At 62.6% G+C, this 13,776-nt stretch carries 12 protein-coding genes; 5 read left to right on the top strand and 7 right to left on the bottom strand.

Going from position 1 to position 13,776, the window contains the following annotated elements; translation table 11 throughout:
- The first annotated feature begins 13 nt into the window (after positions 1–13).
- Positions 14–970 carry an ABC transporter substrate-binding protein gene (locus tag ACJ8PI_RS02400; RefSeq protein WP_164134036.1) on the top strand — a complete coding sequence of 319 codons (957 nt, stop codon included), beginning with the start codon at positions 14–16 and terminating at the stop codon, positions 968–970.
- Positions 967–1,974 carry a FecCD family ABC transporter permease gene (locus ACJ8PI_RS02405; RefSeq protein WP_049195876.1) on the top strand — a complete coding sequence of 336 codons (1,008 nt, stop codon included), beginning with the start codon at positions 967–969 and terminating at the stop codon, positions 1,972–1,974. The genes ACJ8PI_RS02400 and ACJ8PI_RS02405 overlap by 4 nt, the downstream gene beginning before the upstream one ends.
- A 13-nt stretch (positions 1,975–1,987) precedes the next feature.
- Here ACJ8PI_RS02405 and ACJ8PI_RS02410 read toward each other — a convergent pair whose 3' ends face one another.
- The 5 genes from ACJ8PI_RS02410 to ACJ8PI_RS02430 all read right to left on the bottom strand — a co-directional run bounded on the left by ACJ8PI_RS02410 (position 1,988) and on the right by ACJ8PI_RS02430 (position 6,991).
- The gene (locus ACJ8PI_RS02410; RefSeq protein ID WP_164134037.1) at positions 1,988–3,511 is read right to left on the bottom strand and encodes a flavodoxin domain-containing protein; all 1,524 of its coding nucleotides are present in this window, start codon (positions 3,509–3,511) and stop codon (positions 1,988–1,990) included.
- 5 nt (positions 3,512–3,516) lie between these two features.
- Positions 3,517–3,942, bottom strand: a complete 426-nt coding sequence (locus ACJ8PI_RS02415) for a PAS domain-containing protein (RefSeq protein ID WP_049234976.1) — start codon at positions 3,940–3,942, stop codon at positions 3,517–3,519.
- A gap of 222 nt (positions 3,943–4,164) precedes the next feature.
- Positions 4,165–5,871 carry a D-lactate dehydrogenase gene (gene dld / locus ACJ8PI_RS02420; RefSeq protein ID WP_049234974.1) on the bottom strand — a complete coding sequence of 569 codons (1,707 nt, stop codon included), beginning with the start codon at positions 5,869–5,871 and terminating at the stop codon, positions 4,165–4,167.
- 125 nt (positions 5,872–5,996) lie between these two features.
- Complete coding sequence (gene map / locus ACJ8PI_RS02425; RefSeq protein ID WP_033653472.1) at positions 5,997–6,791, bottom strand: type I methionyl aminopeptidase; 795 nt, start codon at positions 6,789–6,791, stop codon at positions 5,997–5,999.
- Positions 6,788–6,991 (bottom strand): ParD-like family protein, encoded by a 204-nt coding sequence (locus tag ACJ8PI_RS02430; RefSeq protein ID WP_006324220.1) that lies wholly within the window; start codon positions 6,989–6,991, stop codon positions 6,788–6,790. The genes map and ACJ8PI_RS02430 overlap by 4 nt, the downstream gene beginning before the upstream one ends.
- Before the next feature lie 168 nt (positions 6,992–7,159).
- Between ACJ8PI_RS02430 and ddlA the strand changes: the two genes are divergently transcribed.
- Positions 7,160–8,263 carry a D-alanine--D-alanine ligase gene (ddlA, locus tag ACJ8PI_RS02435; RefSeq protein ID WP_049195873.1) on the top strand — a complete coding sequence of 368 codons (1,104 nt, stop codon included), beginning with the start codon at positions 7,160–7,162 and terminating at the stop codon, positions 8,261–8,263.
- Between the two features lie 34 nt (positions 8,264–8,297).
- Here the strand turns inward: ddlA and ACJ8PI_RS02440 are convergent, their stop codons facing one another.
- Entirely contained in the window at positions 8,298–9,077 is a 780-nt protein-coding gene (locus ACJ8PI_RS02440) for an ABC transporter substrate-binding protein (protein WP_130042675.1), read from the bottom strand.
- Positions 9,078–9,111: 34 nt separating this feature from the next.
- On the bottom strand, positions 9,112–10,266 hold the full coding sequence (locus ACJ8PI_RS02445; RefSeq protein WP_033653470.1) for a pyridoxal phosphate-dependent aminotransferase: 1,155 nt from the start codon (positions 10,264–10,266) through the stop codon (positions 9,112–9,114).
- A 118-nt stretch (positions 10,267–10,384) separates the two neighbouring features.
- On the opposite strand from ACJ8PI_RS02445, the gene ACJ8PI_RS02450 reads away from it, so the two are divergent.
- Together ACJ8PI_RS02450 and bglX are read left to right on the top strand one after the other, a co-directional pair.
- Positions 10,385–11,305, top strand: a complete 921-nt coding sequence (locus ACJ8PI_RS02450) for a LysR substrate-binding domain-containing protein (RefSeq protein ID WP_041033988.1) — start codon at positions 10,385–10,387, stop codon at positions 11,303–11,305.
- A 112-nt stretch (positions 11,306–11,417) separates the two neighbouring features.
- On the top strand, positions 11,418–13,715 hold the full coding sequence (gene bglX / locus ACJ8PI_RS02455) for a beta-glucosidase BglX (RefSeq protein WP_033647044.1): 2,298 nt from the start codon (positions 11,418–11,420) through the stop codon (positions 13,713–13,715).
- Positions 13,716–13,776 lie beyond the last annotated feature (61 nt).

Raw genomic sequence — 13,776 nt, forward strand, 5'->3', positions numbered from 1 at the left:
ACCAGAGAGAAACATGAACGCACGCGTATTCATCCTGCTGCTGCTGTTGGCCGCCAGGTCGGCGGCGGCTGAACAATTTCCCGTCACCGTAGAAAGCTGCGGTGTGCCGGTCACCTTCAACCAGGCGCCGCAGCGCGCCGTCATCAACGACATCAACATGGCCGAGATGGCCTTTGCACTGCATCTGCAGGATCGCATTGTCGGGCTGACCGGCATCACCGGCTGGTACAAACTGACGCCCGACTTCAAGGCCGCGATGGGCACCATTCCCGAGCTGGCGCCGAAATATCCCGCTTTGGAAACGCTGCTGGCGGCACAGCCGGATTTCTTTTTCGCCGGCTGGAATTACGGCATGAAGATTGGCGGCGATGTCACGCCGGAGAAGCTCGCCCCGTTCGGCATCAAAACGCTGGTGCTGAGCGAGAGCTGCGTACAGGCCGGCGGGCGGCCGCAGAAGGCCGATATGAACCTGCTGTATGACGATGAGCTGAAGCTCGGCAAGATTTTCGGCAAGCAGCAAGAGGCCACCGCGCTGGTTGAGGGCTGGCAGCGCCGGTTGGCTGCGCTTCCCGCCAGGCCGGCGGGCCAGCCGCCGCTCAAGGTGTTCGTCTATGACTCGGGGGAGGAGAAGCCTTTCACCAGCGGCAAATACGCTATGCCGACGGCGATCATCGAAGCGGCGGGCGGCCGCAACGTGATGGACGGTTTGTCGGCGAGCTGGACGACGGCGTCCTGGGAGGCGGTAGCGGCGGCCGAGCCCGACTTCATTATTCTGCTTGATTACCAGACCGGCTCGGGCGCCGATGCGCTGCGGCGCTTCCTCGAGTCTCACCCGTTGATGAAATTGACGCCTGCCGTACGGCACCACCGCTATCTGAAACTGCAGTATGCGGAGCTGACGCCGGGGCCGGCCAACATCGGCGCAGTGGAAAAGCTGGCGCGGGCGCTGTACGCGCCGGAGGCTGAATGAACTCGCCGACTCGGCGCTTTATGCTGCTCGCACCGCTGGCGCTGTCGGTATTGTGCGGGCTAATGATCTGGAGCCTGCAGCTGGGGAGCGTCGCGCTGTCATGGCGGCAGGCGTTTGCGGCGTTAGGGCTCGGTTCGGCGCCGCTTTCCGGCATGCTGGACACCATCGTCGTGCAGCTGCGGGTGCCCAGGGCTTTGTTGGCGGCGTTAACCGGCGCCGGACTGGCGATGACCGGCGCGCTGCTGCAGACCACCACCCGCAATGAGTTGGCCGATCCTTTTTTGTTTGGGCTCTCTTCCGGTGCCTCCGCCGGCGCAGTGCTGGTCATCACGCGCTTCGGTGATGCGTTGGGCGTACTGACGTTGCCGCTGTCCGCTTTCGTCGGCGGCATTCTGTCCGCGATGGCGGTGATGATCCTGTTTCGCGTCAGCCGGGTCAGGCGCGCCGAGCAGCTGATCGTCTGTGGCCTGGCGGTCTCATTTTTGTTTAGCGCGCTGACCAGCTACCTGGTGTTTTCCGGCGATCAGCGGGCGGCCGGTTCGGTGTTGTTCTGGTCGCTCGGTGGGCTGGGGCTGGCGCGTTGGGATAATCTGTTCATTCCGCTGGCGAGTTTCGTGCTGCTGGCCGGGTTTACGGCGCTGCGTTGGCGGGCGCTGGACGCGCTGCTGGCGGGCGAGCAAACCGCCCATTCGATGGGGGTCAACGTGGCGCGGCTGCGCACCGAGACCTTTCTATGCTGCGCACTGTCCACGGCGTTTCTCGTTTCGCTGACGGGCGTGATCGGCTTTGTCGGGCTGATGGTGCCTTATCTGGCCCGGCGCCTGGTGGGCGTGCGCCACCGATTGTCCGTGCCGATGTGCGGCATGCTGGGGGCGATGCTGCTGACCGGCGGTGACATGCTCAGCCGCAGCCTGATCCCCAATCAGGAGCTGCCCATCGGCATCATTACGGCGGGGCTGGGGGGCGCGTTCATCGTGTCCTTGCTGCTGCGCGCGGAGCGGTGAACGCCGCCCTGTCTCAATAGAGCTCCAGATGCAGACGCTGCTGCTCAATCAGCGTCTGCCACAGGTTTTCCGCCCCGTGGGCTTGCTCCAGCGCCGTCGCCACGGCATGTTCCAGATACTGGCGATTGCCGCATAGGTAGACATGCGCCCCCCGCCGCAGCAGGCCGCTGATGGCATCGGCGTGATCGTCGATGGCGTGTTGCACGTAATACTTGTCGGCGGTGTCGCGTGAGAATGCCGTGATGAGCCGCGTGAGTACGCCCGCCGCGTTCAGCGTGACCAACTCCTCGCCATACAGGAAGTCTTCATCGCGCCTTTTCTCACCGAAGATCAGCACGGTTTCACGCCGTTCGCCCTGGGCGGCCATTTCGCGCAGTAAGCCAATCAACGGTGCGATGCCGGTACCGGTGCCGATAAGCAGCACCGGTACGGTGGTATCGCGCGGCAGGTAAAAGCCGGGGTTGGCGCGGCAGAAGAGGCGGAAAGGGCCGGGTTGGCTGAGCAGCCAGCCGGTCGCCGTGCCGCGCCGGGTGCGGCCGCCGCGTTCATAATGCACGTCGCGCACGCACAGATCGAGGCTCTCTTCCCGCCTTGCCGAAGCGATGGAGTAGGCGCGCGGCAGGCAAACGGGCAGCAGCGTCAGCAGGTTCTCCAGAGTGACCGCGTGCGGCGGGCAAAAATCGTGCAGCACGTCCAGCAGATCGGCGCCGTACAGATAGCTCTCCAGGGCTTTGCGCTGGCGGATCTTGAGCAAGCCTTTGAGTTCTTCGCTGTCGGCCAACTGCGCCAGTTCGCGCAGCGTCGTTTTGCTGAGCTGGCGCAGCTCCCGACGCCGCAGCGTGTCGACGGCCTCCGGCCTGCCGAGCCAGTCAGCCAGCCGGGTCAATAATCCTTCGTCGTTCTCCGGCAACAGATAGACGGTATCTCCCGCCCGGTAAACGATGCCGCTGCCGGCGATATTCAGCCGCAGGTGCCAGGCCTGTGGCGTGCGTGCGCTGAGCGGCCGCCGTTCGAGGAGGGCGGCGCTGAACGCATGGTCTTCACCGTAGGCGGTTACGCGCAGATGTAAATCGCGGCCGGCCTGGGCATCGCCGGCCAGCACCTTATCCAGCGTCGTCAGCCAGGTTGCGAAGAACGGTTCGAAGTTAACGTCTGCGTCGACGCGATTGACGATGGCGTGGGCGCCGTATTGCGTCAGGCGTGCATCCAGCGCCTGCGTGAAGCCGCAGAAATGCGGGTACGCGGTGTCGCCGAGGCCGAAGATGGCGTAGCGCAACCGGTGGCGGTCAGGCCATTGCGCCAGCGCGTCGGAAAAACGTTCGGCGTTGGCGGGCGGTTCGCCGTCGCCAAATGAGCTCGAGACGATCAGTAGGGCGTCATGCTCGCCCACATCGGCGGGCTGGATGGCGTTGAGTTCTTTCACGACGGGGCGGTAGGGTTGCAGGCTGCTTTGCTCGCCCAGGCGCATCGCCAGCGCCCGGGCGTTGCCCGACTCCGAACCGTAACCAATCAGGATGCGTTCGATAAGGTCGGCCATGGCGGTTAATTGTCGTAGTGGTTGTCGAACTGTTCTTTGGCGAATTCCACCGATTCGAAGTCGGTCATCAGATCGTTGATCACGCGGCGGATGCTGATATAGGCCGCGATATTGCCCTGGGCGTCATACAGCGGTTGCACTGTGGTGTCGACCACGTACAGCACGCCGCCTTTGCCGACGTTCGGAATGATGCCGGTCCAGATGCCGCCCGCCTTGATGGTGTCCCACATCGCTTTGTAAACCGCTTTCGGCACGGAAGGGTGGCGCACGATGCTGTGGGGCTGGCCCACCAGCTCTTCCCGGGAAAAGCCGGTCAGTTGGCAAAACAGATCGTTGACGTAGGTGATGGTGCCCTGCAGATCGGTGGTGGAGATCACCATCACTTTATCGAGCGCGGCTAACAGCTGGGCGGAATCGAGGGTCTGACTCATGGTAGGTTCCTTCTCATTAACAACTTCGCGGTGATTGCCACGGCGGATGCCATGTATCCGTCATGACAGTTTTGTAATTGATTCTCATTTGCGATGAATGGTAATCGGGAAATTTATAAGTTGCAATAAAAATGCATCTTTAAGGGCGCAGAAAGATCACGATGAGGCAGGCAGGGGAGAGTAGGCCCGCGCCGGGTGCGGCGGCGGGCCAATCGGGCGGTCTTAGCGGGGGCCTTCGGCCCAGCCTTTGCGTTTACTGGTTTTGCCGATGCCGGGGTTGAAGCTGTTGGTCGGATCGGCGGCGCGGTAGAACGCCTGCAAATCCGCCTTGGCGTGGTACAGGTGGCCGACGTTATGCTCCGCCGGGTATTCGGCGCCGCGCCGGTTGAGGATCTCGAGCATCTTTTCCTTCAGCGCGTGGCTGTCGACGCCTTTTTTCACCACGTAGTCCTGATGGAAGACGTGGCACATAAAGTGGCCGTAATACAGCTTATGCACCAGCTGGCTGTCGATTTCCGGCGGCAGCGTTTCAAACCAGTCGGTGTCGTTGCGGCGCAGGGCGATATCCAGCGCCAGAATATCCTCCACCTTGTCGGCGTGCACCGCATGGTAGCGCACGGCGGCGCCGGCGGCGGCGAAGCGGTGCAGGAAGGCCTTTTTGCCTTCGTCAGGCGTGCAGGCGAAGAAAGCGCCTTCGGCCTGGGCGAAGTACTCGGTCAGGTAGCGCTGCGCTTCGTCTACGCCGGGGCCGGCCATCTTCAGCAGCAGGTGATGTTCGAAACGTTCGCGGTAGTCCTTCATGCGCTTCGGCAGGTGGCTCGGCGCCAGATGGCTCAGGCCCTGCATCAGCCGGTCGGTCAGGTTGTGCGGCAGCAGCGGCAGCTTGTTGAGGCTGGCGTCCATGCGGCCTTTCAGGGTGAAGAAGCGCGGCATCTGATCGGTGCCGAGCTTGTCGATCATCATGAAGGTGTCTTTGCCGTAGACCTCGGCGATGTCGAAGATATCGCGGTGCATGTACTCACCGGCCACCGGCAGATTGTCGAACTGGCTCAGCATGTGGCGGCGCAGCTCGGTCAGCACCGCGGTGTCGTTGGTGCCGATATAGAATACCTGCTCTTTGCCTTCTTTCTCGAAGGTGTCGAGCCGCACCGCGAACACCGCCAGCTTGCCGGCGCAGCCGGAAGCCTCGAACAGGCGGCGTTTGTCGGCGTTAAAGCGGGAAGGGGTATCGGCATCGACGTCGCGCACCCGGCTGGCGTACTCGTTATCCGAGGCGCGCAGCTCGCCGTATTCGACGTCCTCTGGACGGTAATCGCCTTTTTCCAGCCGGGTGAGGATCTCTTCCGGCGTGTCGCCGAGGCGGATGCCCAAATGATTCACCAGGCGCAGCTGGCCGTCTTCCCCTAGCTGGGCGTACAGCGCCATTTCGGTATAGGCCGGGCCGCGTTTCACCAGCGAGCCGCCGGAGTTGTTGCACACGCCGCCGATCACCGAGGCGCCGATACAGGAGGAACCGATCACCGAATGCGGTTCGCGGCCGTAGGGTTTGAGCAATTTCTCGAGGTGGTGCAGGGTGCTGCCGGGGAAGCCGACCACCTGCTTGCCGTTGTCCAGCACCTGAATATGGTCGAGGCGCAGGGTGCTGACGATGACGATGTCGCGATCATAGTCGTTGCCGCTGGGGGTCGATCCTTCGGTCAGGCCGGTATTGGCGGCCTGCATGATGACGATTTTGTCGGCGGCCACGCAGGCCTGCAAAATGCGCCACAGCTGCAGCAGGTTGGTTGGGAATACCACCGCCAGCGCCTGGCCTTCGCCGGAGCGGAACCCCTTGCGATACCGCTCGGTGTTGCGATCGCCGGTCAACAGCTGCGGGCCGCCGACGATGTCCTTGAGCTGATTGATAAACGCCTGATTGCCTGACTGCATGCTGTCTGTCTCCCTGTCATCCCCGTCGCTTTAACCGCGGCGCCGGAGTGCCGCATATAAGCTAAGAGGTTATCAATTAAATAACTTATTAAGCTATCGGCTTGCCAGGCCAATGGCTTACGGGTTTAGTAACGCTCGGCGTAGCCGGCTCGGCGCTCTTCGTCGCGCAGCGTCAGGATCTCCACACCGTCGGCGGTGACCGCCACGGTGTGCTCCCACTGCGCCGACAGTTTTTTGTCGCGCGTCACCACCGTCCAGCCGTCTTTCTTCTGCTTGATGCGGCGGTCGCCCTGGTTGATCATCGGCTCGATGGTGAACACCATGCCTTCCTGCAGCACCAGACCGCTGCCGGGTTGGCCGTAGTGCAGCACCGCCGGCTCTTCATGCATATCGCGGCCGATGCCGTGGCCGCAATATTCCCGCACGATGCTGTAGCCGGCCTGCTCGGCGTGCCGCTGGACGGCATGGCCGATATCCCCCAGGGTAGCGCCCGGTTTTACCGCGCGAATGCCTTGCCACATCGATTCATAGACGTTGTTCACCAGCCGTTTGGCCAGCGGCGTCACCTGGCCGACGCAGTACATCTTGCTGGAGTCGGCGATATAGCCGCCGTTTTCCAGCGTGATGTCCACGTTGACGATCATGCCGGAACGCAGGATTTTGCTGGCCGACGGCACCCCGTGGCACACCACGTCGTCGATTGAGGTGTTGAGCACATAGGGGAAATCATACTGCCCCTTGCTGGCCGGGCGCGACTTCAGCTCTTCGACGATAAACGCCTCGGCGCGGTCGTTGATCTCCATGGTGGAGATGCCTTCGACGATGACCTCATCGAGCATAGCAAACACTTTCGCCAGCAGGGCGCCGGAATGGCGCATTTTGGCAATCTCTTCCGGCGTTTTAATCACAATCTGTTTCACCCGACAATCTCCTTCAGCGTCAGCGCGTTATCTTTCATCATTTTTTTTACCAACTGCGGGTAGGTCAGTTCCGGATGGAACTCCGCCAGCATGCCAATCTTGATCCAGTACTCGGCCTGCGCGTTGATCGAACGCGTCATGGTCAGGCTGGCGAGGCGCAGATCGTCATGCAGCGCGTCTGAAATTTTTACGATGCCCATCGGCGTCTCCCTAAGTGAACGATATACGAAGTGTATACGTTTAGGATGGTCGCGATGTGGCATTCTGTGGCGTAAGAAGATTCTGGCAACAACGATTGCCGCCGCCAGGCAATGCGTTTATTGTGATAAACGACTTTTTTGCCATGATTTTTCAGAAGGATTTAAGGCGTGACTAAACTACGTGTTGGGGTGATTTTTGGCGGTAAGTCGGCGGAGCATGAGGTGTCGCTGCAGTCGGCCAAAAACATTGTGGATGCAATCGACAAAGAGAAGTTTGACGTCACGCTGCTGGGGATCGACAAACAGGGGCAGTGGCACATCAACGACGCCTCCAACTACCTGCTCAACGCCGAGAACCCGGCGCTGATCGCGCTGAACCGCTCGAACAAGAACGTGGCGCTGATCCCGGGCCAGGAAAAACAGCAGCTGATCGAAGCGGGCAGCGCCGGCGCGCTGGGCCAACTCGACGTCATCTTCCCGATCGTGCACGGCACGCTGGGGGAGGACGGCTCGCTGCAGGGGCTGCTGCGCATGGCCAATATGCCGTTCGTCGGCGCCGGCGTGCTCGGCTCGGCGGTCAGCATGGATAAAGACGTGACCAAGCGCCTGCTGCGCGATGCCGGGCTGGCGGTGGCGCCGTTCGTCACCCTGACCCGCGCCAACCGCGCCGGATTCACGTTTGAGCAACTGAGCGAGCGCCTCGGCCTGCCGCTGTTCGTCAAGCCGGCCAACCAGGGCTCGTCGGTCGGGGTCAGCAAGGTGGAAAACCGCGCCGAGTTCGACGCGGCGGTATCGCTGGCCTTCAGCTTCGATCACAAGGTGCTGGTGGAGTCGGCGATCGTCGGCCGCGAGATCGAGTGCGCGGTGCTGGGCAACGACGATCCGCAGGCCAGCGTATGCGGCGAGATCGTGCTGAGCGACGCCTTCTATGCTTACGACACCAAATACATCAATGAGCAGGGCGCTCAGGTGGTGGTGCCGGCGGCAATCGCGCCGGAAGTGAGCGACCACATCCGCGAGGTGGCGCTGAAGGCGTTCCGCGCGCTGGAGTGCTTCGGGCTGGCGCGGGTGGATGTGTTCCTGACGCCGGACAACCAGGTGGTGATCAACGAAATCAACACGCTGCCGGGCTTCACCAACATCAGCATGTATCCCAAGCTGTGGGCCGCCAGCGGCGTCAGCTATCAGGCGCTGATCACGCGCCTGATCGAATTGGCGCTGGAGCGCCACCAGCAGGATCGCGCGCTGAACAGCTCGGTGTTCGATCGCTAATCGCGGCAGGGGGCGGCGGTGCCGCCCCCGTCTCTCACTTCACCGTCACATCGATATCGCCGAAATACTTCTTCGACAGCGCCGTCACCGTGCCTTGCTGTTTCACTTTGGCGATGGCGGCATCCAGTTTTTTCTTCAGCGCCTCATCCCCTTTACGCAGGCCGAAGGCGATACCTTCACCGAGGATTTTGTCGTCGCGCACCGCCTCGCCGACGAAGGCGAAGCCTTTGCCGTCCGGCTGCGACAGGAAGCCGCTTTGCCCCGACGGCGCCATCACCAGCGTGGCGTCAAGCCGACCGGCCGCCAGATCGAGATAAACCTGATTCTGATCCTGATAAGACACCACGTCCACGCCCGCCGGCGCCCAATGGGTTTTGGCGTAAATCTCCTGAATCGATCCTTGCAGCACGCCCACGTGTTTGCCCGCCAGCGATTTGGCGTCCGGCAGCAGGCCGCTGCTGGCCTTGGCGATCAGGCGGTTCGGCACCTGATAGATGGCGTCGGTGAAGGCGATCGCCTGACGCCGCTGTTCGGTCACGTTCATCGCCGAGTTGATGGCGTCGAACTTGCGCGCCTGCAGCGCCGGGATCAGGCTGTCGAACGAGGTTTCCACCCAGCTGCATTGCAACTGCGCGGCGGCGCATACAGCGTCGCCCAGTTCGATGTCGAACCCTTCCAGTTTGCCGCTGGCGGATTTGGATTCGAACGGCGGATACAGCGCTTCCAGGCCGAAGCGCAGGCTGTTTTCCGCCGCCAGCGAAGCGCCGGCGGCCAGCAGGCATCCGGCGGCGAACAGCGTTTTCAATGCTTTCATAGGCAGTGCCCCTTTCCCATGGTTGGACAAAAAATCACACCTGGCTCAGGCGGCGCGCGCCTTCCAGCAGGGTCTCGTTATCTTTGGAAAAACTCAGCCGGATAATGCCGGTATCGGTGCCGTCACTGTAGAACGCCGACAGCGGGATCGTCGCCACCTTCGCTTCGCGGATCAAGCGCACGGCGAAATCATTGTCGCTTTCGTGACTGAAGCCGCTAAAGCGGGCCAGCATGAAGAAGCTGCCGCGGCTGGGCAGCAGCTCAAAGCGCGAATCCTGCAGGGCGCTGGCCAGCAGATCGCGCTTTTGTTGATAAAACGCCGCCAGCCCCAGGTAGCTCTGCGGGTTGGCGAGCGCGGCGGCGAAGGCGTGCTGCATCGGCGTATCGGCGGAGAACACCATAAACTGGTGCACCTTGCGGATCTCGTCCATCAGCGCCGCCGGCGCCAGGCAGTAGCCGACGCGCCAGCCGGTGACGTGGTAGGTTTTACCGAACGACGACACGATCACGCTGCGTTCCGCCAGCTGCGGGTAGCGCGCCATGCTGTGGTGAATATCGCCGTCGAACACCACGTGCTCGTAGACCTCGTCGGACAGGATCACGATGTCGGTGTCGCGGGTCAGGGCGGTCAGACGTTCGATGTCGTGCGCGTCAAACACCGCGCCGGTCGGGTTGTGCGGCGTGTTGACGATGATCATGCGCGTTTTGCCGTTGATGGCGGCGGCCACTTCGTCCCAGTCGACGCGAAAATCCTGCAACGACAGCTTGATCGCCACCGGCGTGGCGCCCTGCAGGCGCACGATCGGCGCATAGCTGTCGAACGCCGGTTCGAAATAGATCACCTCGTCGCCGGGATGCACCAGCGCGCTAATCGCCGAGTACAACCCTTCGCTGGCGCTGGCGATCACCGTGATTTCTTCGTCGGCGTCATAGCGTGTGCCATACAATCGTTCAGCTTTTTCCGCCAGAGCAGCACGTAACGCCGCCACGCCGCTCATCGGCGCGTATTGGTTATGACCTGCGCGCATGGCTTGCGCCGTTGCCTCGATCAGCTGCGGGTCGCCGGCGAAGTTGGGCGCGCCCTGCGACAGATTGAGGGCCTGATGTTCGGCGCTGAGTTGGCCAATGACGGTGAAAATGGTGGTGCCGACGTCCGGCAGCTTCGAGCGGGATGAGCAGGCGCTCTGCATGATGGGCTCCAGGCAAACAGGGAAGTGTTGAGCGATTAAGCATCAGCCGGCGTAGGCGGACAAGGGAAAGTTTGTCATACTTGCCATGCACTACGATCATACCTAATCGAGGCCCGCTATGCCGATATCCCTGCCGTCGCTCGACGTGTTGAAAACCTTCGTGGTGGTGGCGCAACGCCTCAACTTTACCCATGCCGCCCGGCAGCTGCACCTGACGCAGGGGGCGGTCAGCCGGCAAATCCTCGGGCTGGAACAGCGCCTGGGCTATCCGCTGTTCAGCCGCCAGGCGCGCGGTTTGGCGCTGACGCCGCAGGGCGCGCAGCTGCTGGTGCCGGTGCAGCAGGCGCTGGGGCAGTTGGACGAGGCGCTGACGCGGGCCGCCGCCCCGCCGGGGGCGCTGCGCATCAAATGCCCGACCTGCGCGATGCGCTGGGTGCTGCCGCGCATCATTCGCCTGCAGAATGAACGGCCGGACATGCATATTGAGCTGACCGCCTCGGTGTCGCACGGCCTGGATTTCAGCACCGAGCAGTTTGACGCCGCGGTGGTATTCGGCCGGCCGCCGGGCAAAAAGCTGAGCGCGCACCTGCTGTTCGACGAAATCCTCACGCCGGTCTGCACGCCGACGTTCCTGCCGCCAACGCCCCGGCTGGCGGACTTGACGGACAAAACCCTGCTGCACCCGACGCGCGATCGCCGCGACTGGCTGCGCTGGCTGAAGGCGGCGGGGGCCGATGCGCTGCCGTCCGGCAAGGCTCAGCATTTCGATACCCTCGATCTGGCGATGAGCGCCGCGCTGCAGGGGTTCGGCATCGCCATCGGCGATCTGTGCCTGCTGGAGGAGGATATTCAGGCGCGGCGTATCGTCACGCCGTTCCCGCTCTGCGTCAGCAGCGGCGCGGCCTATTATTTGGTCTATCCTGAACGCGGGGCGCCATCGCCGGCGCTGGCGCAGTTTATCGATTTCCTGACGGCGGAGGCCGCCGACAGCCGCGCCCGGCTGCAGAATTACCTGCCGATAACCTGTAATGCTTTGTAAATATTAACGATGCGAATTCCCTTGGCGATGAAACAGAGTGTGGCAAACTGTTTCTTCACTCCGATTAAACTCCGCGGCGTTGGCGGCGGAAACACGCCTGAGATAAAACAAGATGAAATGGCTTTGTGTGGTGAGTATGTTGTCCGGTCTGGCCCTCAGCCCGGCTTTTGCGCAGGAAACGCCGATAACGCAGGGCATGCACGCCCAGCAGCGCGACGCCTTCGTGTCCAATTTGATGAAGCAGATGACGCTGGAAGAGAAGATCGGCCAGCTGCGGCTGATCAGCGTCGGGCCGGATAACCCGAAAGAAGCGATCCGCGAGGGCATCCGCAAAGGGCAGATCGGCGCCATCTTCAATACCGTTACCCGGCCGGATATCCGGGTGATGCAGGATCAGGCGATGCAGCTCAGCCGCCTGAAAATCCCGTTGTTCTTCGCCTATGACGTGGTGCACGGTCAGCGCACCGTGTTCCCGATCAGCCTGGGGCTGGCGGCCAGCTTCGATCTGGAAGCCATCGCGCTCAGCGCCCGGGTGGCGGCGCAGGAGGCCAGCGATGACGGCCTCAACATGACCTTTGCGCCGATGGTCGATATCACCCGCGATCCGCGCTGGGGGCGGGTCTCCGAAGGCTTCGGCGAAGACACCTGGCTGGTGTCGAAAATCGCCAAGGTGATGGTCGACGGTTTCCAGAACGGCGACCCGGCCAAACCCGGTTCGGTGATGGCCAGCGTCAAGCACTTTGCGCTTTACGGCGCCGTCGAAGGCGGCCGCGATTACAACACCGTCGACATGAGCCCGCTGCGCATGCATCAGGACTATCTGCCGCCTTATAAAGCGGCGGTGGATGCCGGCAGCGGCGGGGTGATGGTGTCGCTCAATGCGATCAACGGCGTGCCGGCCACCGCCAACCCGTGGTTGCTGAAAGATCTGCTGCGCGACCAGTGGGGCTTTAAAGGCATCACCATCAGCGACCACGGCGCAATTAAAGAACTGATTAAACACGGCGTGGCCGCCGACGCGCGCGACGCGGTGCGGCTGGCAATCACCTCCGGCGTCGACATGAGCATGAGCGACGAGTTCTACGACAAATACCTGCCGGGCCTGGTGAAAGACGGGCTGGTGGCTGAAAGCGATATCGACCGCGCCTGCCGCGACGTGCTGAACACCAAGTACGACATGGGGTTGTTCACCGATCCGTATGTGCATCTGGGCCCGGCGGGTGCCGATCCGCAGGACACCAACGCCGAAAGCCGCCTGCACCGCGCTGAGGCGCGGGTGGTGGCACGCAAAACGATGGTGCTGCTGAAGAACGATAAGCAGACGCTGCCGCTGAGCAAGCAGGCGACCATCGCGCTGGTCGGGCCGATGGCCGACAGCCAGCGCGACGTGATGGGCAGCTGGTCCGCCGCCGGGGTGGTCAAGCAGTCGGTGACCCTGCGCGAAGGGCTGGAGCGGGCGGTGGGCGACAAGGCGCGCATTCTTTACGCCAAGGGCGCCAACGTCACGCAGGATAAAGGCATCATCGACTACCTGAATGAGTATGAGCCGGCGGTGGCGTTCGACACCCGTTCGCCGCAGCAGATGATCGACGAAGCGGTGCAGGCGGCGAACAAGGCCGACGTGGTGGTGGCGGTGGTGGGGGAATCGCAGGGCATGGCGCATGAGGCCTCCAGCCGCGCCGACATCACGATCCCGCAGAGCCAGCGCGATCTGATCGCCGCGCTGAAAGCCACCGGCAAGCCGCTGGTGCTGGTGCTGATGAACGGCCGGCCGCTGGCGCTGAGCTGGGAGAGCGAGCAGGCGGACGCGATGCTGGAAACTTGGTACAGCGGCACCGAGGGCGGCAACGCAGTGGCGGACGTGCTGTTCGGCGACTACAACCCATCGGGCAAGCTGCCGATGACCTTCCCGCGCTCGGTCGGCCAGATCCCGATGTACTACAACCACCTGAACACCGGCCGCCCGTTCGGCAAGGAGAATCCGGGCAAGTACACCTCGCGCTACTTCGATTCGCCCAACGGCCCGCTGTATCCGTTCGGTTACGGCCTGAGCTACACCACCTTCAGCCTGTCGGATCTGACATTGTCCAGCCCGACGATGGCGCGCAACGGCAAGCTAACCGCCAGCGTCACGCTGAAAAATACCGGCAAGTACGACGGCGCCACGGTGGTGCAGCTGTATCTGCAGGACGTGACCGCCTCGGTCAGCCGGCCGGTGAAAGAGCTGCGCAACTTCAAGAAAGTGACGCTGAAGGCCGGCCAGTCGCAGCAGGTTGAGCTGCCGATTAGCGAAGACGATCTGAAGTTCTACAACGCCAGCCTGAAATGGGGGGCGGAGCCGGGCAAATTCAACGTGTTCGTCGGCCTGGACTCCGACAACGTGCAGGCGCAAAGCTTTACGCTGAAGTAACCCTGTCCCCCTCGTTCGCCGCGCTGAGCGAGGGGCATCTATTCATTCCCGCTAACGTCAT

The organism is Serratia sp. CY82433, from assembly GCF_052166535.1.
In the GTDB taxonomy this organism is placed as follows: domain Bacteria; phylum Pseudomonadota; class Gammaproteobacteria; order Enterobacterales; family Enterobacteriaceae; genus Serratia; species Serratia sarumanii.

Excerpts from the sequence above, each read along its gene's own strand:
- ACJ8PI_RS02415 (WP_049234976.1), bottom strand. The coding sequence starts at position 3,942 with ATGAGTCAGACCCTCGATTCCGCCCAGCTGTTAGCCGCGCTCGATAAA.
- ACJ8PI_RS02450 (WP_041033988.1), top strand. The coding sequence starts at position 10,385 with ATGCCGATATCCCTGCCGTCGCTCGACGTGTTGAAAACCTTCGTGGTG.
- ACJ8PI_RS02440 (WP_130042675.1), bottom strand. The coding sequence starts at position 9,077 with ATGAAAGCATTGAAAACGCTGTTCGCCGCCGGATGCCTGCTGGCCGCC.
- ACJ8PI_RS02400 (WP_164134036.1), top strand. The coding sequence starts at position 14 with ATGAACGCACGCGTATTCATCCTGCTGCTGCTGTTGGCCGCCAGGTCG.
- ACJ8PI_RS02445 (WP_033653470.1), bottom strand. The coding sequence starts at position 10,266 with ATGCAGAGCGCCTGCTCATCCCGCTCGAAGCTGCCGGACGTCGGCACC.
- bglX (WP_033647044.1), top strand. The coding sequence starts at position 11,418 with ATGAAATGGCTTTGTGTGGTGAGTATGTTGTCCGGTCTGGCCCTCAGC.
- dld (WP_049234974.1), bottom strand. The coding sequence starts at position 5,871 with ATGCAGTCAGGCAATCAGGCGTTTATCAATCAGCTCAAGGACATCGTC.
- ACJ8PI_RS02430 (WP_006324220.1), bottom strand. The coding sequence starts at position 6,991 with ATGGGCATCGTAAAAATTTCAGACGCGCTGCATGACGATCTGCGCCTC.
- ACJ8PI_RS02405 (WP_049195876.1), top strand. The coding sequence starts at position 967 with ATGAACTCGCCGACTCGGCGCTTTATGCTGCTCGCACCGCTGGCGCTG.
- ACJ8PI_RS02410 (WP_164134037.1), bottom strand. The coding sequence starts at position 3,511 with ATGGCCGACCTTATCGAACGCATCCTGATTGGTTACGGTTCGGAGTCG.